This is a genomic window from Aquitalea sp. LB_tupeE (genome assembly GCF_013391415.1).
In the GTDB taxonomy this organism is placed as follows: Bacteria; Pseudomonadota; Gammaproteobacteria; order Burkholderiales; family Chromobacteriaceae; genus Aquitalea.
Genome location: NZ_JACAXB010000009.1, coordinates 34401 through 58671, shown reverse-complemented (window position 1 = coordinate 58671; position 24271 = coordinate 34401). Strand labels below are relative to the sequence as shown.

At 58.8% G+C, this 24271-nt stretch carries 26 protein-coding genes; 18 read left to right on the top strand and 8 right to left on the bottom strand.

Features of this window, described 5'->3' with window-relative positions; translation table 11 throughout:
• Positions 1-122: 122 nt before the first annotated feature.
• Both prfB and HWX34_RS03060 read right to left on the bottom strand, forming a co-directional pair.
• A protein-coding gene (prfB, locus tag HWX34_RS03065) for a peptide chain release factor 2 (RefSeq protein ID WP_131355459.1) occupies positions 123-1230 on the bottom strand; the annotation gives its coding sequence in 2 pieces (ribosomal slippage) (positions 123-1145 and positions 1147-1230; 1107 coding nt in all).
• Positions 1231-1341: 111 nt separating this feature from the next.
• Positions 1342-2322, bottom strand: coding sequence for a malate dehydrogenase (locus HWX34_RS03060; RefSeq protein WP_178970934.1), 981 nt, complete (start codon positions 2320-2322; stop codon positions 1342-1344).
• 204 nt (positions 2323-2526) lie between these two features.
• Here HWX34_RS03060 and HWX34_RS03055 point away from each other — a divergent pair, with 204 nt between their 5' ends.
• The 14 genes from HWX34_RS03055 (at position 2527) to HWX34_RS02990 (ending at position 17240) form a co-directional block, all read left to right on the top strand.
• Positions 2527-3261, top strand: a complete 735-nt coding sequence (locus HWX34_RS03055) for a GntR family transcriptional regulator (protein ID WP_178970933.1) — start codon at positions 2527-2529, stop codon at positions 3259-3261.
• A gap of 224 nt (positions 3262-3485) precedes the next feature.
• On the top strand, positions 3486-3860 hold the full coding sequence (gene sdhC, locus HWX34_RS03050; RefSeq protein WP_178970932.1) for a succinate dehydrogenase, cytochrome b556 subunit: 375 nt from the start codon (positions 3486-3488) through the stop codon (positions 3858-3860).
• Entirely contained in the window at positions 3854-4198 is a 345-nt protein-coding gene (gene sdhD, locus HWX34_RS03045; RefSeq protein ID WP_045845608.1) for a succinate dehydrogenase, hydrophobic membrane anchor protein, read from the top strand. The genes sdhC and sdhD overlap by 7 nt, the downstream gene beginning before the upstream one ends.
• On the top strand, positions 4198-5970 hold the full coding sequence (gene sdhA, locus HWX34_RS03040; protein WP_178970931.1) for a succinate dehydrogenase flavoprotein subunit: 1773 nt from the start codon (positions 4198-4200) through the stop codon (positions 5968-5970). Before sdhD ends, sdhA begins: the two co-directional genes overlap by 1 nt.
• A gap of 13 nt (positions 5971-5983) precedes the next feature.
• On the top strand, positions 5984-6694 hold the full coding sequence (locus HWX34_RS03035) for a succinate dehydrogenase iron-sulfur subunit (protein WP_045845610.1): 711 nt from the start codon (positions 5984-5986) through the stop codon (positions 6692-6694).
• On the top strand, positions 6691-6939 hold the full coding sequence (locus HWX34_RS03030; RefSeq protein WP_089085068.1) for a succinate dehydrogenase assembly factor 2: 249 nt from the start codon (positions 6691-6693) through the stop codon (positions 6937-6939). The genes HWX34_RS03035 and HWX34_RS03030 overlap by 4 nt, the downstream gene beginning before the upstream one ends.
• A 61-nt stretch (positions 6940-7000) precedes the next feature.
• Complete coding sequence (gltA, locus tag HWX34_RS03025; protein WP_062790705.1) at positions 7001-8290, top strand: citrate synthase; 1290 nt, start codon at positions 7001-7003, stop codon at positions 8288-8290.
• A gap of 223 nt (positions 8291-8513) precedes the next feature.
• Positions 8514-11342, top strand: coding sequence for a 2-oxoglutarate dehydrogenase E1 component (locus HWX34_RS03020; protein ID WP_178970930.1), 2829 nt, complete (start codon positions 8514-8516; stop codon positions 11340-11342).
• 67 nt (positions 11343-11409) lie between these two features.
• Positions 11410-12651 (top strand): 2-oxoglutarate dehydrogenase complex dihydrolipoyllysine-residue succinyltransferase, encoded by a 1242-nt coding sequence (odhB, locus tag HWX34_RS03015; RefSeq protein ID WP_178970929.1) that lies wholly within the window; start codon positions 11410-11412, stop codon positions 12649-12651.
• A gap of 68 nt (positions 12652-12719) precedes the next feature.
• A complete protein-coding gene (locus tag HWX34_RS03010; protein ID WP_178970928.1) occupies positions 12720-12908 on the top strand; it encodes a hypothetical protein in 189 nt (62 codons plus the stop codon).
• Between the two features lie 13 nt (positions 12909-12921).
• Positions 12922-14355, top strand: coding sequence for a dihydrolipoyl dehydrogenase (lpdA, locus tag HWX34_RS03005; RefSeq protein ID WP_131355454.1), 1434 nt, complete (start codon positions 12922-12924; stop codon positions 14353-14355).
• Positions 14356-14555: 200 nt separating this feature from the next.
• Entirely contained in the window at positions 14556-15725 is a 1170-nt protein-coding gene (gene sucC, locus HWX34_RS03000) for an ADP-forming succinate--CoA ligase subunit beta (protein ID WP_178970927.1), read from the top strand.
• A gap of 27 nt (positions 15726-15752) precedes the next feature.
• Positions 15753-16637: a succinate--CoA ligase subunit alpha gene (gene sucD / locus HWX34_RS02995; RefSeq protein ID WP_103524282.1), complete on the top strand. Its 885-nt coding sequence runs from the start codon at positions 15753-15755 to the stop codon at positions 16635-16637.
• A 168-nt stretch (positions 16638-16805) separates the two neighbouring features.
• Positions 16806-17240, top strand: a complete 435-nt coding sequence (locus HWX34_RS02990) for a hypothetical protein (protein ID WP_178970926.1) — start codon at positions 16806-16808, stop codon at positions 17238-17240.
• 5 nt (positions 17241-17245) lie between these two features.
• Here the strand turns inward: HWX34_RS02990 and HWX34_RS02985 are convergent, their stop codons facing one another.
• Together HWX34_RS02985 and HWX34_RS02980 are read right to left on the bottom strand one after the other, a co-directional pair.
• Entirely contained in the window at positions 17246-17698 is a 453-nt protein-coding gene (locus tag HWX34_RS02985; protein WP_255496554.1) for an LEA type 2 family protein, read from the bottom strand.
• Complete coding sequence (locus tag HWX34_RS02980) at positions 17695-18585, bottom strand: LysR family transcriptional regulator (RefSeq protein WP_178970925.1); 891 nt, start codon at positions 18583-18585, stop codon at positions 17695-17697. The genes HWX34_RS02985 and HWX34_RS02980 overlap by 4 nt, the downstream gene beginning before the upstream one ends.
• 105 nt (positions 18586-18690) lie before the next feature.
• On the opposite strand from HWX34_RS02980, the gene HWX34_RS02975 reads away from it, so the two are divergent.
• Positions 18691-19110, top strand: a complete 420-nt coding sequence (locus tag HWX34_RS02975) for a CidA/LrgA family protein (RefSeq protein WP_178970924.1) — start codon at positions 18691-18693, stop codon at positions 19108-19110.
• 1 nt (position 19111) lies between these two features.
• Positions 19112-19795, top strand: a complete 684-nt coding sequence (locus tag HWX34_RS02970; RefSeq protein ID WP_233160536.1) for an LrgB family protein — start codon at positions 19112-19114, stop codon at positions 19793-19795.
• 153 nt (positions 19796-19948) lie between these two features.
• On the opposite strand, the gene HWX34_RS02965 is transcribed toward HWX34_RS02970, so the two are convergent.
• Positions 19949-20578, bottom strand: a complete 630-nt coding sequence (locus tag HWX34_RS02965; protein ID WP_178970922.1) for a putative metalloprotease CJM1_0395 family protein — start codon at positions 20576-20578, stop codon at positions 19949-19951.
• A gap of 281 nt (positions 20579-20859) precedes the next feature.
• Between HWX34_RS02965 and HWX34_RS02960 the strand changes: the two genes are divergently transcribed.
• Together HWX34_RS02960 and HWX34_RS02955 are read left to right on the top strand one after the other, a co-directional pair.
• Positions 20860-21345: an acyl-CoA thioesterase gene (locus HWX34_RS02960; protein WP_218645034.1), complete on the top strand. Its 486-nt coding sequence runs from the start codon at positions 20860-20862 to the stop codon at positions 21343-21345.
• A 44-nt stretch (positions 21346-21389) separates the two neighbouring features.
• Complete coding sequence (locus tag HWX34_RS02955) at positions 21390-22067, top strand: TIGR01621 family pseudouridine synthase (protein WP_178970921.1); 678 nt, start codon at positions 21390-21392, stop codon at positions 22065-22067.
• Here the strand turns inward: HWX34_RS02955 and HWX34_RS02950 are convergent.
• Genes HWX34_RS02950 through HWX34_RS02940 form a run of 3 tightly spaced genes read right to left on the bottom strand, consistent with a single transcriptional unit; the run spans position 22064 to position 24263 of the window.
• Complete coding sequence (locus tag HWX34_RS02950) at positions 22064-22870, bottom strand: ChbG/HpnK family deacetylase (protein ID WP_178970920.1); 807 nt, start codon at positions 22868-22870, stop codon at positions 22064-22066. The two genes, HWX34_RS02955 and HWX34_RS02950, sit on opposite strands and share 4 nt — an antisense overlap.
• Positions 22867-23256, bottom strand: a complete 390-nt coding sequence (locus tag HWX34_RS02945; protein ID WP_178970919.1) for a GtrA family protein — start codon at positions 23254-23256, stop codon at positions 22867-22869. Before HWX34_RS02945 ends, HWX34_RS02950 begins: the two co-directional genes overlap by 4 nt.
• The gene (locus HWX34_RS02940) at positions 23253-24263 is read right to left on the bottom strand and encodes a glycosyltransferase family 2 protein (protein ID WP_178970918.1); all 1011 of its coding nucleotides are present in this window, start codon (positions 24261-24263) and stop codon (positions 23253-23255) included. The genes HWX34_RS02945 and HWX34_RS02940 overlap by 4 nt, the downstream gene beginning before the upstream one ends.
• Between the last annotated feature and the right edge of the window lie 8 nt (positions 24264-24271).

The following is a 24271-nucleotide window of genomic DNA, read 5'->3' as shown; positions in this document are numbered from 1 at the left end:
GATGACTCCGTTGACTACTGCGGTAAGGGCAGGGGGCCATTCCCCCGCCAGGCCTCATCGGCCAACAATTAAGGTTTTACGCTGCTGTAATGCAGGCCGGCAGCGTGTGCCGGCCCGGACGTTTACACGCCCTGTTTCAGACTGGCTTCGATGAAGCCGTCCAGGTCGCCATCCATGACGCCCTTGATATTGCCCACTTCGTGGCTGGTACGCAGGTCCTTGATGCGGGACTGGTCGAACACGTAAGAGCGGATCTGGTGACCCCAACCCACGTCGGTCTTGGTGTCTTCCAGTGCCTGCTTGGCTTCGTTGCGCTTTTTCAGTTCCAGCTCGTACAACTTGGCGCGCAGCATCTGCATGGCTTCATCGCGGTTGCGGTGCTGCGAGCGGTCGTTCTGACACTGCACCACGGTATTGGTGGGCAAGTGGGTGATACGTACGGCCGAGTCGGTCTTGTTGATGTGCTGACCACCAGCACCAGAGGCGCGGTAGGTATCGATACGCAAATCAGCGGGGTTGATGTCGATCTCGAAGCTGTCGTCCACTTCCGGGTAGACGAATACCGAGGAGAACGAGGTGTGGCGGCGGGCGTTGGAATCGAACGGCGACACACGTACCAGGCGGTGTACACCCACTTCGGTACGCAGCAGGCCGTAGGCGTATTCGCCCTCGATCTTCAGCGTGGCGCTGCTGATGCCGGCCACTTCGCCTTCGGATACTTCCAGCACGTCTACCTTGAAGCCCTTGCGCTCGGCATAGCGGGTGTACATGCGCAACAGCATGCCGGCCCAGTCTTGTGCCTCGGTGCCACCGGCACCAGCCTGGATGTCCAGGAAGCAGTTGTTCGGGTCCATCGGGTCGTGGAACATGCGGCGGAATTCCATCTTGGCCACTTTGGCCTCAACTTCTTCCATGTCGGACTGCACGGCGAGAATGGTTTCGTCATCCTCTTCGCTCTTGCCCATTTCCAGCAGTTCGCGGCCATCGGCGATACTGGCATTGATGCTGTCCAGCACCAGTACCACGTCTTCCAGTTGCTTGCGTTCGCGGCCCAGTTCCTGGGCGCGCTTGGGGTCGTTCCAGATATCAGGGTCTTCGGTGAGGCGGCTTACTTCTTCCAGACGGTCTTTTTTACCGTCGTAGTCAAAGATACCCCCGAATATCGGCGGCGCGTTCGGCCAGGTTTTCAATCGTGGCCGCGATCTGGTTCAGGACTTCAACTTCAATCATGCTCTTGCTCCAGTTAGCAGTCTGTATTAGTAAATTCAAATATTCTTGGCACTATTGATCAAACACAAAAAGCGCACCATGCGGTGCGCTTTTCGCTGATCTGGCTACTGCTTAGCCAAACAGGTGAGCGACAGCTGCGCGCTCTTCTTCCAGCTCGGCCAGGGTGAAGTTCATGCGTTCGCGGCTGAACTCGTCCACTTCCAGGCCTTGAACGATCTTGTACTCGCCATTTTCGCATACAACCGGGAAGCCGTACATCACACCTTCCGGAATGCCGTAGGAACCGTCGGACGGAATGCCCATGGTCACCCACTTGCCGTTGCTGCCCAGCACCCAGTCGTGGATGTGGTCGATGGCGGCATTGGCAGCGGAAGCAGCGGAGGACAGGCCACGTGCTTCGATGATGGCGGCACCGCGCTTGCCAACGGTCGGCAGGAATACGTCACGGTTCCAGGCTTCATCGTTGATCAGGGCTTTAACCGATTGGCCATCGATGGTGGCGAAGCGGTAGTCGGCGTACATGGTCGGGGAGTGGTTGCCCCATACCGCCAGGTCCTTGATGGCGGAAACCGGCTTGCCAGTCTTGGCAGCGATTTGCGACAGGGCGCGGTTGTGGTCCAGACGCAACATGGCGGTGAAATTTTTCGGGTTGAGGTCCGGAGCGCTCTTCATGGCGATCCAGGCATTGGTGTTGGCCGGGTTGCCAACCACCAGTACGCGTACATTGCGGTCTGCGTGGTCGTTCAGAGCTTTGCCCTGAACGGTGAAGATGGCACCGTTGGCTTCCAGCAGGTCCTTGCGTTCCATGCCTTTGCTACGCGGACGAGCACCCACCAGCAGGGCTACTTGAGCGTCCTTGAAAGCGACGTTCGGATCGTCGGTGGCAACCATGCCGGCCAGCAGCGGGAAGGCACAGTCTTCCAGTTCCATCATTACGCCTTTAACGGCGGTCTGGGCTTGCGGCAGGTCGAGCAGTTGCAGGATGACCGGCTGGTCTTTGCCCAGCATTTCACCACTGGCGATACGGAACAGCAGGCTGTAGCCAATCTGGCCAGCAGCGCCGGTAACGGCAACGCGAACGGGAGCTTTCATTGGTGGACTCTCCTTTAGATATCCGAGACTGTCTCAAATAGCAGATGTTGCTCTGCACTATAAGTGTGAAGCGAGTGTATCACGGAGTGTAGACCATGTGGGGCTGGAATCCCCATCAGAAATTCTGATATGCTGCTTTTGCTCTTGTGTCTTATATAAGACATCTCTTTACGCTTGATTTGTTTGATGATACAAAGCCACTACATGATTGCAAATGCCCCACGTCGACAGCCGCTGTATGTGCAGATCAAGCAGTATTTACTGCGTCGTATCGCCGAAGGTGAATGGCTGGAGCATGATGCCCTGCCCAGTGAGTGGGACCTGGCCGGTGAAATGTCGGTTAGCCAGGGAACAGTTCGCAAGGCGCTGAGCGAACTGGTGGCAGATGGCCTGCTTTACCGCCAGCAAGGCAAGGGAACGTTTGTTGCGCCGGTGTTGAGTGATTGGGGTAATGCCTTGTTGCAATCGCCCGGTGTGTTTGACGAGGTGCCGGATCGGCTCAGTTGCGAGTTTCTGGCGATTTCCCGGATGAATGCCAGCGACGACATGGCAGTAGCCCTGCAGTTGCGTCGTCATGCGCCAATGTTTCGAGTGCGCCAGTTGTGGCGCGGTCAGGGCAGGCCGGTGGCGCTGGATGAGGCTTATCTGCCTGCGGAGCGCTTCGATGGCATGGAGGCGCGCTGGTTTCGCTCGGGTGTGGGTGTGTATGCCACCTTGCAGCAGCGCTTCGGGGTGAGGGTGGTGGAAAGTCGTGAGCAATACCGTGCAGTGATGCTGCCGCGAGAGGATGCCAACTTGCTTGGCCTGTCCGGGGCGGCACTGGAAGAGCCGGTGTTGAGTATGCTTCGACTAACCTTTTCGTCAGTTGGAGAGCGGGTTGAATGGCGGCAGCGCTATTGTCTGAGTCGAGACCTGGCGCTACTGCAAAAGGGCTGCTGATGTCGCCTGGCAGCATGCAAATGTCGCTTGTCCGGCAAAAAACGGGCAGTAGCCGGGTGATTTTTGCTAGAATTTCGAGATCATATTGCCCTGCAGCATCGGGCGGTATGATGTTAAGTATTGAAGGGGACCTCCCGGTTTCTACAAGGGCGGACCTTTCAGGCGGGCTTCCAGACAGGGGCCCGGAGATAACCACTTGGTTCAAATACATCCAAGGAAGCCATATGCAGAAGCAACGACCGAAGCACCTGGATCTGGCCACGATCAGACTGCCCATCCCGGGCATCGTCTCGATCTTGCACCGGGTCAGTGGTGTGGCGCTCTTCTTTTCCCTCCCGCTGTTGATCTACCTCCTACATGGTTCGCTCAGTTCAGCAGAGTCCTTTGAAACCTACCGTGCCGTAGTCGCGCACCCGCTGATGAAGATTGTCCTCATCGGCTTGCTGTGGGCCTACATGCATCACTTCTGTGCCGGTATCCGTTTCCTGTTCCTGGATATCCATAAGGGTCTGGAACTGCAAACCGCTCGCGCTACCGCCAAGACTGTTGTGGTGGTGAGCCTGGCTCTGACTCTGATTCTGGGGGTAGCACTATGGTAAACCGCTCTGTCATCGGCGCTCACTACGGTTTGCGCGACTGGGTCATGCAGCGCGTGACGGCCACCATCATGGTGATCTATACCGTAGCTCTGGCACTGTTCCTGCTGACCATGCCGTCCAGCTATGCCGGCTGGAAAGACTTCTTCGCGCAAACCTGGGTGCAGGTACTGACCCAGACCACCTTGCTGGCAGTATTCCTGCACGTATGGGTTGGTATCCGCGATGTGTGGATGGACTACATCAAGCCGACCGGCCTGCGCCTGGCGCTGCATGCCTTCACCATCGTGTGGCTGGTGTCCTGTTTCATCTATTCCGTTAAAGTTGTCTGGGGGCTGTAATGGGCGTACCTGTTCGTCATTTTGATGCAGTAATCGTTGGCGCAGGTGGTGCCGGCATGCGTGCCGCCCTGCAGCTGTCCGAAGCTGGCCTGAAGACTGCCGTTCTGTCCAAGGTATTTCCCACCCGCTCGCATACCGTAGCGGCGCAGGGCGGTGTGTCCGCCTCGCTGGGTAACTCCGAGGAAGATCACTGGACCTGGCACATGTACGACACCGTAAAGGGTTCGGACTGGCTGGGCGACCAGGATGCCATCGAATTCATGTGCCGCGAGGCACCGAAGGTGGTGACCGAGCTGGAACACTACGGCATGCCGTTCGACCGTAACGCTGATGGCACCATCTACCAGCGTCCGTTTGGTGGCCACATGTCCAACTTCGGTGAAAAACCGGTGCGTCGCGCCTGTGCTGCCGCCGACCGTACCGGTCATGCCATGCTGCACGCGCTGTACCAGCGCAATGTGCGTGCCAATACCCACTTCTTTGTCGAGTGGATGGCACTGGACCTGATTCGCGATGCCGACGGCAATGTACAAGGCGTGATTGCCATGGAAATGGAAACCTCGGAAATCGTGGTATTCCAGGCCAAAGCCACCCTGTTTGCCACTGGTGGTGCCGGTCGTATCTATGCTTCTTCCACCAATGCCTTCATCAACACTGGCGATGGCCTGGGCATGGCTGCACGTGCCGGCATCCCGCTGGAAGACATGGAATTCTGGCAATTCCACCCCACTGGCGTTGCCGGTGCCGGTGTACTGATTACCGAAGGTGTCCGTGGTGAAGGCGGCATCCTGCGTAACAGCGCGGGTGAACGCTTCATGGAACGCTATGCACCGAATGCCAAGGATCTGGCTTCGCGTGACGTGGTATCCCGTGCCATGGTGACCGAGATCAACGAAGGCCGTGGTTGCGGCCCGAACAAGGATCACGTGCTGCTGGACATCACTCACCTCGACCCCGATGTGATCATGTCCAAGCTGCCGGGCATCCGTGAAATTTCCATCAAGTTTGCCGGTGTGGACCCGATCAAGGCGCCGATTCCGGTGGTGCCGACCTGTCACTACCAGATGGGTGGCATTCCCACCAACTACCACGGTGAAGTGGTGGTTGACGGCAAACCGGTACACGGCTTCTACGCCGCCGGCGAATGCGCTTGCGCCTCGGTGCACGGTGCCAACCGCCTGGGTACCAACTCCCTGCTCGACCTGCTGGTCTTCGGCAAGAGCTCGGCCAACTCGATGATCGACTTCATCAAGCAACAGCCGCTGGAACTGCCGCAACTGGCTACTGCCGACGTAGAACGTTCGGTAGCCCGCGTGGAACGCCTGAACAAGCAAACCAATGGCGTTGCCGTCAACGATGCCCGTACCGCCATGCAGCGCACCATGCAGGCGCACTGCGGCGTGTTCCGCTTCAAGGACATGCTGGCTGAGGGTGTCGAGAAGATTCTGGAAGTGGAAAAGATGGTTCAAAAGACCGAAATTTCCGACAAATCCAGCGTGTTCAACATGGCGCGCATCGAGGCTCTGGAGCTGGAAAACCTGATCGAAGTGGCCAAGGCCACCATGATCTCGGCCAATGCCCGTACCGAATCGCGCGGCGCACACGTGCGTGACGATGCACCGGATACACCGGAAACTCCGAACGGCCGTGACGATGCCAACTGGCTCAAGCACACCCTGTGGAGCCGCGAAGGCAACCGTCTGGAATACAAGCCGGTGAACCTGCAGCCGTTGACAGTCGACACCATTGCTCTGAAGACACGTTCCTACTAAGGGCTTGAACAAGATGACTACAGAAACCGTCAAATTCCGCATCTACCGTTACGATCCGGACAAGGATGCCAAGCCCTACATGCAGGACATCAGCGTCGAGCTGGATTCCACTGACCGCAAGTTGCTGGATGCGCTGACCAAGCTGAAGGTGAAGGACGACACCATCACCTTCCGTCGTTCCTGCCGCGAGGGTGTGTGTGGCTCTGACGCCATGAACATCAACGGCAAGAACGGTCTGGCCTGTCTGACCGACTTCCGCGATCTGAAACAGCCGATCGAGCTGCGTCCGTTGCCGGGCCTGCCGGTGGTACGCGACCTGATCGTCGACATGACTCAGTTCTTCAAGCAATACCACTCGATCAAGCCGTACGTGATCAACGACACGCCGCCGCCGGAACGCGAGCGCCTGCAAAGCCCGGAAGACCGTGAAGAACTCAACGGCTTGTACGAGTGCATTCTGTGCGCCTGCTGCTCCACGTCCTGCCCGTCGTTCTGGTGGAATCCGGACAAATTCGTTGGCCCGGCCGGCCTGCTCGCAGCCTATCGCTTCATTGCCGATACCCGCGACACCGCCATCAACGAGCGTCTGGACAATCTGGAAGATCCGTACCGTCTGTTCCGTTGCCACACCATCATGAACTGTGTCGATGTCTGCCCCAAGGGCCTGAACCCCACCAAGGCAATCGGCAAGATCAAAGACCTGATGGTCAAGCGTGCAGTATGACCGCTTACGATCCGATTGAACTCAAGCGGATCCGTTGGCGGTCCCGCCGGGGCTTGCTGGAGCTGGATCTGGTGCTGGAGCGGTTTTTTGCCCAGCGCTTCGATGCACTCTCCCCGGCGGAGATCGACGCCTACAAGCGTATTCTCGATTTGCCCGACACCGACTTCCTGGATGTGGTGAACGGCAAGGCTGACCTGGACGATCCGGAAGAAGCCGCCATCATCGAGATCCTGCGCTCGGTTTGAGTCGCAGGCTGCAGGGCCCAAAAACGATTACAACACCACAAAACTGACTGGGAGTATTGCTGTGGAAACTAACCGCAAAGTGACGCTCGCTTACAACGAGGGCAAGGACACACTGGAAATGCCGGTACTGTCCGGCACTCTGGGTCCGGATGTCGTCGATATCCGTGCCTTCTCCAAGACCGGCATGTTCACCTTTGACCCGGGCTTCCTGGCCACCGCCAGCTGCGAGTCCGCCATCACCTTCATCGACGGTGATCTGGGTCAGCTCTACTACCGCGGCTATCCGATCGAGCAGCTGGCTGAAAAGAGCGACTATCTGGAAGTGTGCTACCTGCTGCTGAATGGCGACCTGCCGACCGCAGCCCAGCGCAAGGAATTCGAACGTGGCGTGATGCGCCATAACATGCTGCACGACCAGCTGATGAGCCTGTTCAAGGGCTTCCGTCGTGACGCACACCCGATGGCTGTAATGGTGGGTGTGGTTGGCGCGCTGTCCGCCTTCTACCACGACTCGCTGGACATCACCAATCCGGAACACCGTCGCATCTCCGCCCACCGTCTGGTGGCCAAGCTGCCGACCATCGCCGCACAAGCCTACCGCTACAACAAGGGCCTGCCGTTCTCCTACCCGAAAAACGGCCTGACCTATGCGGAAAACTTCCTGCACATGATGTTCTCCACCCCGTGTGAAGAATACAAGGTGAACCCGGTTCTGGCCCGCGCGCTGGACCGCATCTTCACCCTGCACGCCGACCACGAGCAGAACGCTTCCACCTCCACCGTACGTCTGGCTGGCTCCTCCGGTGCCAACCCGTTCGCATGTATCGCTGCCGGTATCGCCTGCCTGTGGGGCCCGTCCCACGGTGGCGCTAACGAAGCCGTACTGAAAATGCTGGACGAAATCGGCAGCGTGGACAACGTGGCCGACTTCATGCAGGGCGTGAAGGACAAGCGCTACAAACTGATGGGCTTTGGCCACCGCGTGTACAAGAACATGGACCCGCGCGCCGCCATCATGAAGCAGACCTGCGACGAAGTGCTGAACGAACTGGGTCTGCACAACGATCCGAAGTTCAAGCTGGCCATGGCACTGGAAAAGATCGCCCTGGAAGACCCGTACTTCATCGAGCGCAAGCTGTACCCGAACGTCGACTTCTACTCCGGCATCGTACTGTCTGCCATTGGCATTCCGGTTTCGATGTTCACCCCGATCTTCGCCCTGGCACGTACCGTGGGCTGGATTGCGCACTGGAGCGAGATGATCGCCGACCCGGCCATGAAGATCGGCCGTCCGCGTCAGCTGTACACCGGCGCCCCGCGCCGCGATATTGTCGATATCGACAAGCGCTAATCAGGCAGTGACGAGTTGGCCGGACACGTTTCGGCCAACTTTTTACCTTGTCTTACAGAATACAGTCAGCAGTTTCACGACAGACGCCGACAGAGCGCTGCGGAAAATACGGAGACGGATTTGCCCTGCCAAAGCCCATCTTGCGTCTTTTCCACAACGCTTTCTCCACGCAGCAATGTAGCCAAACGTAGACACGTACGTAGATAAAACAAAGGGTCGAATAATGATGCAATCCATGTACAGTCATTCCTACCTGTTCGGTGGGAATGCACCGTTCATCGAGGAACTGTACGAACAGTACCTCGCTGATGCGAATTCGGTTCCGACCGAATGGCGCGACTACTTCGACAAGCTGGCACAGGCACCGGGTGCCGCCGAGCGCGATGTACCGCACATGCCCATCCAGGAATCCTTCATTCAACTGGCCAAGAAACCGGCCAGCGGCCCGCGCAACACCACTGGCGGCGAATGGGAAACCATGCAGAAGCAAGTGGGCGTGCTGAAGCTGATTTCGGCCTATCGCGTACTGGGTTCCCGTCAGGCAAATCTCGACCCGCTCAAGCGCATGGACCAGGCTACCCTGCAAGAGCTGGACCCGCACAAGCACGGCCTGACCGATGCCGATATGGCGGTGCAGTTCAATGTGGGTTCGCTGGTGGCACCGCAAAAGCTGCCGCTGTCCGATATCCTGTCGCGTCTGAAACAGACCTACTGCGGCAATATCGGTCTGGAATTCATGCACATCACCAAGTCGGACGAAAAGCACTGGGTACAGAAACGCTTTGAAGGCGATCTGTCCACCCCGCGCTACGATGCCGCCAAGAAAATGCGCATCCTCAAGCAGATCACTGCGGCCGAGACCCTGGAACGCTATCTGCATACCAAATACGTTGGCCAGAAGCGCTTCTCGCTGGAAGGTGGCGAATCCACCATTGCTGCGCTGGACCACCTGATCCACAACGCCACCTCGGTTGGCGTGCAGGAACTGATCATCGGCATGGCCCACCGCGGCCGTCTGAACGTGCTGGTGAACACGCTGGGCAAGCAGCCGCGTGACTTGTTTGCCGAATTCGAAGGCAAGGCCGCCCAGCAAATGGCCTCCGGTGACGTGAAGTACCACATGGGCTTCTCCTCCGACATCCCCACTGCCAGTGGTCCGATGCATGTGTCGCTGGCGTTCAACCCCTCGCACCTGGAAATCGTCAACCCGGTGGTGGAAGGCTCGGTACGCGCCCGTCAGGACCGCCGCAAGGACAGCGAGCGCAAATGCGCCGTGCCGGTACTGATTCACGGTGACTCCGCTTTTGGCGGCCTGGGTGTCAACCAGGGTACCTTCAACCTGTCGCAAACCCGCGGCTACGGTACCGGTGGCACCATCCACATCGTGATCAACAACCAGGTGGGTTTCACCACCTCGGACACGCGCGACATGCGTTCCACCCTGTACTGTACCGACGTGGCCAAAATGGTCGAAGCACCGATCTTCCACGTCAACGGTGATGATCCGGAAGCCGTCTGCTACGTGATGCAGGCTGCGCTGGACTACCGCATGCAGTTCAACAAGGACGTAGTCATCGATCTGGTCTGCTACCGCAAACTGGGTCACAACGAAGGGGATGATCCCTTCCTGACCCAGCCGATGATGTACAAGAAGATCGCCAAGCATCAGGGCGTACGCGCCATGTATGCCGAGCGTCTGGTACAGGAAGGCGTGCTGAAGGCAGAAGAGGCCGAAGCACTGATCCAGGCCTACCGCGACGCGCTGGACAAGGGCGAGCACGTGGAGCAGACCGCGCTCACCAACTACAAGCGCGAACATGCCCTGGACTGGAGCCAGTACCTGGGCACCCACTGGGCTCACCCGACCGACACTTCGCTGCCGCGCGCCGACATCCAGCGCCTGACCGAGAAGTTCACCACCCTGCCGGAAGGCTTCAAGCTGCACCCCACCGTGCAAAAGGTACTGGCTGCACGCAAGGCCATGGCTGCCGGTGAACAGAATGCCGACTGGGGCATGGCCGAGACCCTGGCCTATGCCTCGCTGGTGACCAACGGTTTCGGTGTCCGCCTGTCCGGTGAAGACTCCGGCCGTGGCACCTTCTCCCACCGTCACGCCGTGCTGCACGACCAGAACCGCGAACGCTGGGACCAAGGCTCCTACGTACCGCTGCGCAATATGTCCGATAATCAGGCCGAATTCCTGGTGATCGACTCCATCCTGAACGAAGAAGCGGTACTGGCCTACGAATACGGCTACGCCTGCTCCGCACCGGACCAGCTGGTGATCTGGGAAGCCCAGTTCGGCGACTTCGCCAACGGCGCCCAGGTGGCGATTGACCAGTTCATCTCCTCCGGCGAAACCAAGTGGGGCCGTCTGTGCGGCCTGACCACCATCCTGCCGCACGGCTACGATGGCCAGGGCCCGGAACACTCCTCCGCCCGTCTGGAACGCTGGCTGCAACTGTGCGCCGAGCACAATATGCAGATCGTGATGCCGTCCGAAGCCAGCCAGATGTTCCACATGCTGCGCCGTCAGGTGCTGCGTCCGTACCGCAAGCCGCTGGTGATCTTCCTGTCCAAGCGCCTGCTGCGTTTCAAGGACTCCATGAGCCCGATCGAAGACTTCACCAACGGCAGCCTCCGTCCGGTGATCGGCGATGCCGTGGTGCAGGACCCGAAGAAAGTGAAGCGCGTGGTGCTGTGTGCCGGTCAGGTGTATTACGACCTGGCTGCCGGCCGCAAGGAAAAGGGCCTGGAAGACGAAATCGCCATCGTGCGCATCGAGCAGTTGTATCCCTTCCCGACCGAGCAGGTAGCCGCCGAGCTGGCACGCTTCCCGCAAGCCAAGGAAGTGATGTGGGTGCAGGAAGAGCCGCGTAACCAGGGTGCCTGGTACCAGATCCGCCATCGCCTGGAAGGTCTGTTGATCGGCAAGCAGTTCTTGTCGTTCGCTGGTCGTCCGTCTTCCGCTTCCCCGGCCGTAGGCTATATGAGCAAGCACGTTGCCCAGCTCAAGGCCTTCGTCGAAGAAGCCATGACGATTGCCAAGTAAATACACGCCAACACAACGATTACACTGACGGGGGCGGCAGGATGACCGCCCCGCTCTGGAGAAGAACATGATTATTGAAGTCAAAGTCCCCCAACTGCCCGAGTCCGTTTCCGAAGCCACGCTGATGACCTGGCACAAGAAAGCTGGCGATTTCGTCAATCGTGACGAAAACGTCATCGACCTGGAAACCGACAAGGTTGTGCTGGAACTGCCGGCACCGCAGGCTGGCGTGATTGTTGAAATCATCGAACAAGACGGTGCTACCGTGGTTTCCGGTCAGCTGATCGCCCGCATCGACACCGCCGCCAAGGCTGGCGATGCCCCGGCTGCTGTTGCGGCTGCCCCGGCTGCTGCCGCCCCGGCTCCGGTACAGGCTGCTCCTGCTGCTGCACCGGGTGGCGCTGCCATGCCGTCCGCTGCCAAGCTGGCTGCCGAAACTGGCGTGAACCTGGCCAACGTGACCGGCACCGGCCGTGATGGTCGTGTCCTGAAAGAAGACGTACAGGCTGCTGCTGCTGCGCCGTCGCAAGCCGGTCCGGTACTGGCTTCTGCCGGTGTTGCCTTGTCTGCTACCCCGGCTGCCGTGAACGTGGCTGCCGTACTGGGCGACCGCCCGGAACAAAGCGTGCCGATGTCCCGCCTGCGTCAACGCGTGGCCGAGCGTCTGGTAATGAGCCAGCAGACCAACGCCATCCTCACCACCTTCAACGAAGTGAACATGAAGCCGCTGATGGACCTGCGCGCGCGCTACAAGGACCGCTTCGAGAAGGAACACGGCGTCAAGCTGGGCTTCATGGGCTTCTTCGTCAAGGCCGTGGTTGCCGCACTGAAGAAATACCCCATCGTCAATGCTTCCGTTGATGGCAACAACATCATCTATCACGGTTACTTCGACATCGGCGTGGCTGTTGGCAGCCCGCGTGGTCTGGTGGTTCCGGTCATTCGCAATGCCGACCAACTGAGCCTGGCCGAAATCGAAAAACAGATCGCCGACTTCGGCAAGCGCGCCCAGGAAGGCAAGCTGACCGTGGAAGAACTGACCGGTGGTACTTACACCATCTCCAACGGCGGTACTTTCGGTTCCATGATGTCCACCCCCATCATCAACCCGCCGCAATCCGCCATTCTGGGCATGCACGCCACCAAGGAGCGCGCAGTGGTTGAGAATGGTCAAGTTGTCGTGCGCCCGATGATGTACCTTGCCCAGTCGTACGACCACCGCATCATCGATGGTCGCGAAGCGGTACTGAGCCTGGTGGCCATCAAGGACGCCATTGAAGATCCGGCCCGCCTGATCCTGGACCTGTAATACCGGGTCTGTAATGTCTGTTGGCCGCAGGTTGTCTTGCGGCCACTTTGAATAATGTGAACGGAGAAATGATGATTTTGCCTGACTGGCTGTATGCGGTAGCTTCCATCCTGGCTGGGGTCGCCATTGCGGTACTGACCTGGAAGAAGCAGCAACGCGGCATTCGCGAAGACCGTTACAGCCTGGTGGGCAAACTCATCATTGCCGTGTTCATGATTGCTTTCGGGATTTTGCTGTTCAAGGTCGGCAAATCCTGATCAAGGAAAATCAATGAGCCAACAGTTTGATGTAGTCGTAATCGGTGGCGGCCCAGGCGGTTATGTGGCTGCCATTCGTGCTGCCCAGCTGGGTTTCAACACCGCTTGCGTCGATGCATTCAAGAACCCGGAAGGCAAGCCTTCGCTGGGTGGTACCTGCCTGAACGTAGGTTGCATCCCGTCCAAGGCACTGCTGCAGTCCTCGGAAAACTTCCATGCGGTTCAGCACGACTTTGCCAAGCACGGCATTACCGTGTCCGGTGCCAAGATGGACGTGGCTGCCATGCTGGAACGCAAGACCGGCATCATCACCAAGAACGCCGCCGGTATCAGTTTCCTGTTCAAGAAAAACAAGGTTGCCAATATCCACGGTCTGGCAGCCCTCAAGGGCCGTCAGGGCGACAAGTGGCTGATCGAAGTCACCGACAACGGCGCAGTGGTTGATACGCTGGAAGCGACCAACGTCATCATCGCCACCGGTTCCAGCCCGCGTCAGCTGCCGGGCCTGGCCACCGACAACCACATGGTGCTGGACAACGAAGGCGCCCTGGCGCTGACCGCCGTACCGAAACGCCTGGGCGTGATCGGTGCCGGTGTGATCGGTCTGGAAATGGGTAGCGTGTGGAAGCGTCTGGGCGCGGAAGTGACCATTCTGGAAGCCGCACCGACCTTCCTCGCTGCTGCCGACCAGCAAATCGCCAAGGAAGCCTTCAAGACCCTGACCAAGGACACCGGTCTGGACATCAAGCTGGGCGTGAAGATTGGCGAAATCAAGGCCACCAAGAAGCACGTTACCGTCAACTACGAGCTGAACGGTGAAGCCGTTGCCGCCGAGTTCGACAAGCTGATCGTCTCCATCGGCCGCGTGCCGAACACCGCCGGTCTGGGTGCCGAGGCCGTTGGCCTGCAACTGGACGAGCGTGGCTTTGTTGCCGTGGACGACCACTGCCACACGAATCTGCCGGGCATCTGGGCAATTGGCGACGTGGTGCGTGGCCCGATGCTGGCCCACAAGGCTTCCGAAGAAGGCGTTGCAGTCGCAGAACGTATTGCCGGCCAGAAGCCGCATGTCGATTTCGGCGTGATTCCGTGGGTGATCTACACCTCGCCGGAAATCGCCTGGGTAGGCAAGACCGAAGAACAGCTCAAGGCTGAAGGCATCGAATACAAGAAGGGTACTTCCGGTTTCGCTGCCAACGGTCGTGCGCTGGGTCTGGGTCAGGCACAAGGTACGGTCAAGATCCTGGCTGATGCCAAGACCGACCGCATCCTGGGCCTGCACATGATCGGCCCGATGGTGTCCGAGCTGGTAACCGAAGGCGTGGTGTCGATGGAGTTCAAGGCCGCCAGCGAAGACCTGGCCCGCATTGTCCACGCACACCCCAGCCTGTCGGAAGTGGTACACGAAGCTGCACTGGCTGCTGACAAGCGCGCATTGCACGGCTAAGTGCTGCGGGGCCGTGTACAATTGCACGGCCCCATGAATCTGTCCGGTGACTGTCGGGCAGATTTGCAAAGAGGGTATGGGAGCAGGGGCTGCCGCGAGAACAGTTCCGCCCCGATACATTAGGGTTGAGGAAGCGACCAAGGAATAGAGACGTTGGCCAGACAGGGCCCGCCATCATTTCCACCGAAAGGAAACCATAGATGAACCTGCACGAATACCAAGCGAAAGAGCTGCTGGCCAAATACGGCTTGCCGGTACAAAAGGGCATTCTGGCCACCACGCCGGAAGAAGCCGCTGCCGCTTATGACCAACTGGGCGGCAAGTTTGCCGTCGTCAAGGCCCAGGTGCATGCCGGTGGCCGTGGCAAGGCCGGTGGTGTCAAAGTGGTAAAGACCCGCGAAGAAGCCGCTGAAGTCGCCAAGAGCCTGATCGGCACCAACCTGGTGACCTATCAGACCGACGCAGCCGGCCAGCCGGTCAACAGCGTATTGGTATGCGAAGACATGTACCCGGTACAGCGCGAACTGTACCTGGGCGCCGTAGTGGACCGTGGCAGCCAGCGCGTTGTGTTCATGGTATCCACCGAAGGTGGCGTGGAAATCGAAAAAGTAGCCGAAGAAACCCCGGAAAAGATCATCAAGATCGAAATCAACCCGCTGGTTGGCATGCAGCCGTTCCAGGCGCGTGATGCTGCTTTCGCTCTGGGTCTGTCCGGTGGCCAGATTGCTGCTTTCAGCAAGCTGATGCTGGGCGCTTACCAGGCTTTCGTGGAAAACGACTTCGCCCTGTTCGAAGTAAACCCGCTGGCACTGCGTGAAAACGGCGAACTGGCCTGCGTTGATGGCAAGATCAACCTGGACTCCAACGCTCTGTACCGTCACCCGGCCCTGCTGGCCCAGCGCGACAAGTCGCAGGAAAACGAACGCGAAGTGAAAGCTTCCGAGTTCGACCTGAACTACGTGGCCCTGGAAGGCAATATCGGCTGCATGGTGAACGGCGCTGGTCTGGCCATGGCCACCATGGACATCATCAAGCTGAAGGGTGGCCAGCCGGCCAACTTCCTGGACGTGGGTGGTGGTGCCACCAAGGACCGCGTGATCGAAGCCTTCAAGCTGATCCTGGCCGATGATTCGGTCAAGGGCGTGCTGATCAACATCTTCGGCGGCATCGTACGCTGCGACATGATTGCCGAAGCTATCATCGCCGCGGTGAAAGAAGTGAACGTGACTGTGCCGGTTGTTGTGCGCCTGGAAGGCAACAACGCCGAGCTGGGCGCCAAGATTCTGGACGAATCCGGCCTGAAGCTGGTTTCCGCCCAGGGCCTGAACGACGCAGCCGAGAAGATCGTTGCTGCCGTTGCTGCGCTTTAATCACCTGCACCGCATAAGGATTTCAAAATGAGCGTATTGGTAAACAAAGACACCAAAGTGCTGGTGCAAGGTTTCACCGGCAAGAATGGTACCTTCCACGCCGAACAGGCGCTGAAGGTAGGCACCAAGGTTGTGGGTGGCGTGACCCCGGGCAAGGGCGGTTCCGAGCATCTGGGCCTGCCGGTGTTCAACACCATGAAGGACGCCGTGCGTCAAACCCAGGCTGATGCCTCGGTCATCTACGTACCGGCAGCTTTTGCCAAGGATTCCATCCTGGAAGCCATCGACAGCGGCGTGAAGCTGATTGTCTGCATCACCGAAGGCGTGCCCACCCTGGACATGCTGTACGTGAAAAAGGCTGTGGACGAAGCCGGCATCCGCCTGATCGGCCCGAACTGCCCGGGTATCATCACCCCGGGTGAGTGCAAGATCGGCATCATGCCGTGGCACATCCACAATCCCGGCCGCATCGGTATCGTGTCCCGTTCCGGCACCCTGACCTACGAAGCTGTGGCACAAACCACCGCCCTGGGCCTGGGTCAGTCCACCTGCATCGGTATCGGCGGCGACCCGATCCCGGGTACCAGCCACATCGACGCCCTGAAGCTGTTCCAGGACGATCCGGATACCGACGCCATCGTGATGATCGGTGAAATCGGTGGTACCGCCGAAGAAGAAGCGGCTGAATTTGCCAAGGCCTACGTGACCAAGCCGGTAGTTGGCTACATCGCCGGTGTGACTGCTCCCAAGGGCAAGCGCATGGGCCACGCCGGTGCCATCATCTCTGGCGGCAAGGGTACTGCCGAAGAGAAGTTCAAGGCTTTCGAGCGTGCAGGCATTGCCTACACCCGCAGCCCGGCCGAAATCGGCAAGACCATGTTCGAACTGCTGAAAAGCAAGGGCATGATCTGAGCGCAAGTTTGACTTGCTGCAATCAAGACGCCACCCTCGGGTGGCGTTTTTTTATGACCGGCCAGCTATGGGTTCATGGCTGCCTGGGAGAGGCTGTTTATGGTAGAACTGCAAGGTCGCCTGTCTGTTCCAAGCAATTGACTACAGCTGAATGAGGAAGGAAAAACCATGCGCAACTGGCTTTGTCTGCTGGTGCTTGTCACCAGCGCTTGCAGCAGTTTCCCCACCCGCGAGGGTTATGCGCAAAAGGTGTACTACTGGCAGGGCAAGGATGCCAATGCACTGTTGGCGCAATGGGGCGCACCCAGCAAGAGCATGACCATGCCCAATGGCAACATGCTGTATACCTACAGCAAGTCCTATACTCAGCAGCAGCCATATTTTGACAACCGCCGCTTCGAGCCGGGCAGTCGTTTCACCGTGACGGAAAACGGCCAGAGCAGGGTGATCGAAACGCCAGGGCGCTGGGTTTACGATGGCAGCATCGGAGGTGGCGTGATGCACTACAGCTGTACCACCAATTTCGTGGTGAATGCCCAGACCCAGTTGATCGAATCAGTCAGTTTCGATGGCAACGACTGCGTGGCGGTCCCGCGTCAGTAATTTGCTTACGGCAGCTTCCATTCACCACTGCTGCTGAACGGTAAATCGGCCAGACCTTGCACGCCAAGCAGTTGGCCTTCCAGTTGATAAGCCAGCCTGCCATCACCCTGTACGACCTTACCCAACTGCTTTAACCAGCTGACCAGCGAGGTATGGAGTTGCAGCTGGATTTGTGTATCTCCCAGGGCCGGAACATTGATCGCCTGATTGCTTGCCCCGCTCGCCAGCTGTTGACCGGCTACCTGAAGCGTGAAGTTGAGCCCTGACGCCTTGATGGGCAGGCGGTTCGGGTTCTGGATGCGCAGTGTCAGCGTGAAATTCTGCTCCAGCAGGGTGGAGGCTGCCGGACGGATATCCACCAGGCTGACTTGTGGCTTTTGCAAGCCCAGCGTGCTGCAAGCCCCCAGCCACAGGCAAAGGCTGAGGACAATCAGCGCACGTATGGGATGGTTCATCATTGCAGTCCTCCCAATACATCTTGTGTGACAGCGATCCAGGCTTTGGCTGCATGGGACAGATAGCCCCCTTGCTGCCAGATCAGAGCCAGATGCCAGATCAGCCATGGGTTGGATACCGGGATGACGTCATACTCGGAACGGTCCAGTCGTTCCACTACCGAACGGGGTAGCAGGGTGACGCCCAGGCGCGCATTCACCAGCTCGACAATGAAATCCCAGTGCGCGCTGCGTCCGACAATGTTCAGCGGCTTGCCCATTTCGCGGAAGGCATGGCTGATGCGGCTGGACAAGGTGAAATCTTCCGGATACAGCACAAAGTTCTGATCGGCAATCTCGGGCAGGGTGACTGTGGAACGGCCATGCCAGGGCGAGCCGGCCGGTGCAATCAGGCATAGCGGGTCACGTACCACGGCAAACTGCTGGAAGAAACTGTTGTCTACCGGCAGCACGGCGACACCGATTTCCAGTTCGCCACTGCGTACGCTGTTTTCAATGGCCAGCGCACCGTCTTCCACCATTTTCAACTCGATGCCGGGGTAGCGTTCACGAAAAGCACCCACTACCGGCGCAAAGAAGGCCACCCCCACCATGGGCGGCAGCCCGACCACCAGCTCGCCTCGGGTAAGGCCTGCCAGATCATTCAATTCGTTCTTCAGCTGGTTCATGGCGGACAGCACATCCATGCCGCGTTCGAACGCGACCTTGCCGGCATCACTCAACCGGAAGCTACGTCCTTCCCGGATGATCAGCGGCGTGCCCAGTTCCTCTTCCAGCTGTTTCACCATTTTGCTGATGGTGGGCTGGGTGACAAACAGTGCATCAGCAGCCTTGGTAAAGCTGTGACGTTTCACCACTTCCACAAAGTAACGCAAGGCACGAATGTCCATGATCAATTCCATTTGAGAATGAGTCAGATAATTTTAATTCATTTTTTGAATGAAATGGGCACGACTATACTCGGTACTCGTTGCTGCTGATGGAGCGAGCGCACCATGAAACGCCTGTCCGACCCTGCCGTAAAGCAAAGCCTGGCTACTGTATTGCAAGTGCTGATGCTTAGTCTGGTATGGCTGCTGGCCAGTCGCCTCAGTCACGCTTATGTGCCGGAAATTCCGGCTGGTGTACTGGGCATGTTCCTGGTGCTGGCTGCACTGGCCCTGGGCTGGTTGCCACTGGCCTGGTGCAAGAGCGGTGCCCGCTGGCTGTTGGCGGAGATGCTGCTGTTCTTCATTCCGGCCACCGTTGCCGTGGTGCAGTACCCGCAACTCATGGGCAGCATCGGCCTGCGCATTGTGCTGGTGATCCTGTTGTCTACCGTACTGGTGATGACCGTGACCTCACTGGTGGTGGATGCCGGCTACAAATTTGAAATCATGCTGAAACGTCGCAAGCGACAGCATGGAGCGTTGTGAGATGGAAAACCTGCTGGCATTTGGCTGTCTGGTGTTGACGCTGGTGTTGTACTGGCTGGCAAAGAAGCTGTATCGCCGCACTGGTAACTGGTGGACCGCACCGTTGTTGGCGGTTCCCTTGCTGGTGATCGGCGCGGTGGTGGTGGGACATATTCCTTACCACACTTATTTTCAGGATACGCACTGGCTGAGCTGGTTGCTTGGCCCGGCAACGGTAGCATTTGCCATTCCGATCTACGAACAGCGCCAGGTAATACGCAAGCATGCGCTGTCACTGAGCTGCGGGGTGCTGGTTGCCATGCCGGTGGCAGTGATGAGTTCTGTATGGCTGGCGCGGGCTTTCGGCTTGTCCGAACTGTTGCAGAAAAGCCTGGCACCACGGTCCATCAGTACGCCGTTTGCCATGGCCACGGCATCCAGCATTGGCGCGCCGCCAGATTTGACCGCCGTGTTTGTGGTGATTACCGGTGTGGCCGGCATGTTGCTGGGTGAACTGATGCTGATGTTGTTGCCCTTGCGTTCACGGCTGGCCAAGGGGGCTTTGCTGGGTGCTGCCGCACATGGTGCCGGTACTGCCAAGGCCAACGAGCTAGGTGCGGAAGAAGGTGTTGTGGCCAGTCTCACCATGATGCTGGGTGGTATTGCCACCGTGTTTGCCGCACCGCTGATTGCCTGGTTCGTCTAAGACGGGCCAGACCAAAGATTTCTCTGTAGTAAGCCCATGCCATCGGGAGTGGTGTGTGGTGTCTCTCCTCTTGTTGTACTCCCAAAACGAGCGTTGTTCGGGCTGACCCTATCCGGTCAGCCCATTTTTTTTGTCTATCGGGCATGGAGCGAATCAGGCAAAGGTATCGATGCTGCTGCCCTTGTTGCTGTCCGGTTTGCCGCTCAGGGCAGCAAAAATGGCCTTGGTGGTGGCGATGGCCGGGTTGTTCTGCGCGGCCTGTAGCTGCTGCTGTTGCTGTTTATCGATCTGGCTTTGTGCTTCTCGCGCCATCTGTTCTGCCTCGGCTGCGACGGAGCGGTCTTGTCCGGAAGGGTCTGCCGGAGCGAGGGCGGCAGCGGCCACCTGTTTGGCATTAGCTAGCGTTTCCTGCGGAGTTTGCCCGCTGGCCAGCCGGATGCTGACTTCCCCGCCGATGGCATATTGCTTGCCATCCGGCCCTTCCTGATAACTGTAATTGGCTCCACCGCTAACCAGTGCACCACCTGCTGCCATATGGGCCTGTTCGTGCCGGCGTACATCGGTATCCCGTGTGCGCAGTTCATCCAGTTGCTTTTGTTGGTCCGGGGTGAGGGTACTGCCCTGGTAAATGGCAGAAGGGGAGGGCGTAGATACGCCCGGCACCGGTGTGGCAATCGACGCCATGCGCGCAGCAGTACAAGCCGCACAGGTGCAATTGGGCCCGTGTTGCGACAGTGTGCTGATGCCATAGCCTGAGCTGGCATTGATGGACGATAGACTCATGATGCGCATGATCCGGATTCACTTCATTCTAGTGCAGTGCTTGCCTTAATGCATTGAATACAAACAGATATTCTTGCAGTTGCACCTGCCGTGGCTAGCAGAAACGCACTGTGGGCAAGTGCTGCGGCAAGCGCTGTTGCCGGATCGTCCGCGACAGCCTGCGAGGACTGCGGCAGAATGAGGCCTATTCGCGTTCCCCGGTGGATATTCGCAGGGAGAACATTCTTGCAGCGCGACCCCGCCCACGGCGCTGCCATGATGAAATTCAGGAAATCAACAGCATGCAACAACAGGTAAATCAGGAAAACCAGCGCGAACTGGTGATGTCGGTATTGATGATGCCGGATATGGCCAACTTTTCCGGCAATGTTCATGGTGGCGTGCTGCTGAAACTGTTGGACCAGGTGGCCTATGCCTGTGCCAGCCGCTATGCCGGCTGCTATGTGGTGACCTTGTCGGTGGACCAGGTGTTGTTCAAGCAGCCCATCCATGTGGGTGAGCTGGTGACCTTTATGGCCAGCGTAAACCATGTGGGACGCACCTCGATGGAAATCGGCATCAAGGTGGTGGCCGAAGACATCCAGCAGCGCTCGGTGCGCCATACCAATAGCTGCTATTTCACTATGGTGGCGTTTGAAAAAGGCAAGGCCGTGGCCGTGCCGCCCTTGAGCCTGGAAACTGATGAACAGAAAAAGCGCTTCCGCGATGCGGAAATCCGCAAGAAATTGCGCATGGAAGCACAGCAAAAAACCAGTGATCCGTGCTGAGCGGGTAGAATCGCCGCCTTGCTCATCCTTCCAGGTGCCACCCCATGTTTAGCCTGCTGTACAGCGACCCGCGCTTTTATCTGATCAACAAGCATGCTGGTGTGAGTTTTCACCGGGAAGGGGAGGACGACGGTTTGCTGGACGCGGTACGTGCAGGTTTGCAGGATGAGTCCATGTGGCCGGTACACCGCCTGGACCGGGTGACCTCCGGCCTGATTCTGCTGGCTCGTTCCAGCCAGGTGGCCAGCCAGTTTGGCAGCGCCTTTGCCGGGCACATGGTGGAGAAATACTATCTGGCACTGTCCGATCGCAAGCCGCAAAAGAAGCAGGGCCTGATCAAGGGCGATATGGAAAAGGGCCGGGGCGGCGCATGGCGCTTGCTTCCCGGGGTGCAGAATCCGGCCATCACCCAGTTCTTCAGTTTTTCGGTGCAGCCGGGCTTGCGACTATTCCTGTTGCGGCCACGCAGCGGCAAGACGCACCAGCTGCGGGTGGCGATGAAGTCGCAATCCGCCCCGATTCTGGGTGATGCCCTGTATGGCGGCAGCCCGGCAGACCGGGCCTATCTGCACGCCTATGCCTTGCGCTTCACGCTGGATGGCGAGGCTTTCCGCTTTGTTTGCCCACCGGATCAGGGGGCGCTGTTTGTCAGTACTGCCCTGCAAGAGTGTTTGCAGCGCGAGGCCAGCGCGCCTTGGGACTTGGCCTGGCCCAAAATCTAATGCCGGAACCCGCCCAGTTCCACGCCTGCCTGCAGGCAATCAGCAGCAAAGGCCTGACTGTCCAGATGCTGGTATTCCACCGCACGGGCGGCGGCAATCGGGTCGCTGGCATCATCCGCCGGCAGGCCGGGGTGACACATCATCAGCGCGCCGTCCGGACTGCTGTTCAGCCATTGCTGCATCAGCCCGGCAAAACCGGCTTCCGGCTGTAAGGCATACAGGCCGGCAAACCACTGATTGCAGCGCAGGCCTTTTTGCTCGGCGCTAGCGGCAAAGCCACGGCATACCTGTTGTAGCACCATTGCTTTCAGACGGCTATCACCCGGATGGCCCAGGCGATCTGGTGCGCGAACATAGGGCTTGTCTTTTCCAGTCCAGCACTGGGCAATGGCATCGAACAGCGCGTCGCGGATGACAGGAAAGGCGTGGACATGCTGATGTCCGTCTATAAAGTCCGGCAGACGTCCAAAGTGTTGGCTGAACAGGTCGATTTGTTGCAGCAGGCTGTCGCGCAGGGCGGTGCGAGACAGACAGCGCAACTGGCTGAGCAGCAGCCAATGCGACAAGGGCTTGATCAGCTGCGGTCCATTGGCAAAGTCGTGAGTGAGATTGAAATGCAGGCCGATGTCGGCTTGTTGTGCCAGCTCGCGCAAAGGCGCTGCCAGATGAGGCCAGTGCGGGGACTGTGTCATCACGCTGGTGGCGGACAGCCGACCTGTCTGCAGCAGCGCGAGAATTCCCTGGCTGATGGCAGGCGATTGGGCATAGTCATCGGCACACAAGGTCAGGCGGCGTGGTGTCATGCAGCCTGCTCCTTGTCGGCAAAGGCCCACAGCTTGCTGCAAACAAAGGTGAACACCGCCACCGCGGCCAGGACGATCAGCAGGGACAGACGGTAATCCAGCGTGGTGAAGCGCAGCAGTACGAAATACATGGCTTCATTCAGGGCAAAGCTCAGGCAGGCGACCATGAAAAAGCGTGGCAGCGCCTGACGGTGCGGTACGTGGGCTGCCTCGAATGTCTTGTGCCTATGCCCCCAGTAGCTCACCTGGAATGCCAGCAGGAAAGCCAGGATATTGGCCAGCAAGGGCGGCAGGCCCACTGGCACCAGAACCACGGCCACCAACAGAAAATGCACCAGCATGGCACTGACGCCGATGATGCCGAACCACAGCAGCTCACGGTTCATTGTGGGTCCTGCGTGCTGCGGCTGACGCGGCTGATCAGGTAAATCGGGCGCTGTTTCACTTCGCTGAAAATCCGGCCGATGTATTCCCCCAGAATGCCGATGGACAGCAGCTGTACCCCACCCAGAAAGGACACGGCCACCGCCAGCGTCGGCCAGCCAGGCTGATCGTTGCCAAACAGCAAGGTGTGCAGCAACTCCCACGAGGCATACAGGATGGATGCCAGTGAGATGGCACTGCCTATCAGCGTCCACATGCGCAAGGGCACATTGGAAAACGCGGTCAGGCCGGTCAGCCCCAGGTTCAGCAGGCTGAAGAAATTGAAGCTGCTTTTGCCTGCCCGGCGCTCTTCGGTATGGGTTTCCACCGGCAGCTGGGTAAAGCCCACCCAGTTGTACAGGCCTTTCATGAAGCGGTTGCGCTCCGGCATCTGGCGCAGCGCATCCAGCACGCAGCGGTCCATCACGCGGAAATCCTGGGTGTTTTCCGGAATCTTGTGGCGTGCACCGCTGTTGAGCAGGGTATAGAACACGCGGGTGAACACGCGTTTGCCCAGACTTTCCGTGTCACGGCTGGAGCGCACGCTGTACACCATGTCATAACCGGCACGCCATTGGCGCAGGAATTCCGGCACCATGGCAGGCGGGTGCTGAAAGTCACTGTCGATCAGCACGGCCACATCACCCTGAGCGTGGTCGATACCGGCGGTCAGTGCCAGTTCCTTGCCGAAATTGCGCGACAGTTGGATCAGCGTCACCGGGAGCAAGTCGATCTGGCTGATAACCTGTTCCACCGTGTTATCGCGGCTGCCGTCATCCACCACGATCAGCTCATGGCGAAATCCTGCTTCAGTCAGCAAACCATGCAGGGTTTGCAGCATGGGAACAATGTTTTCGCTCTCGTTGTAGGCCGGCAAAATACAGCTCACCAGCGGGTCGGCCGGTCGTGCAGCCGCCCGTTGTTGCAGCAGAAACGGGGGGACGAAGGCGCTGGGTGGCTTAGTGGTCATCGGCGTCT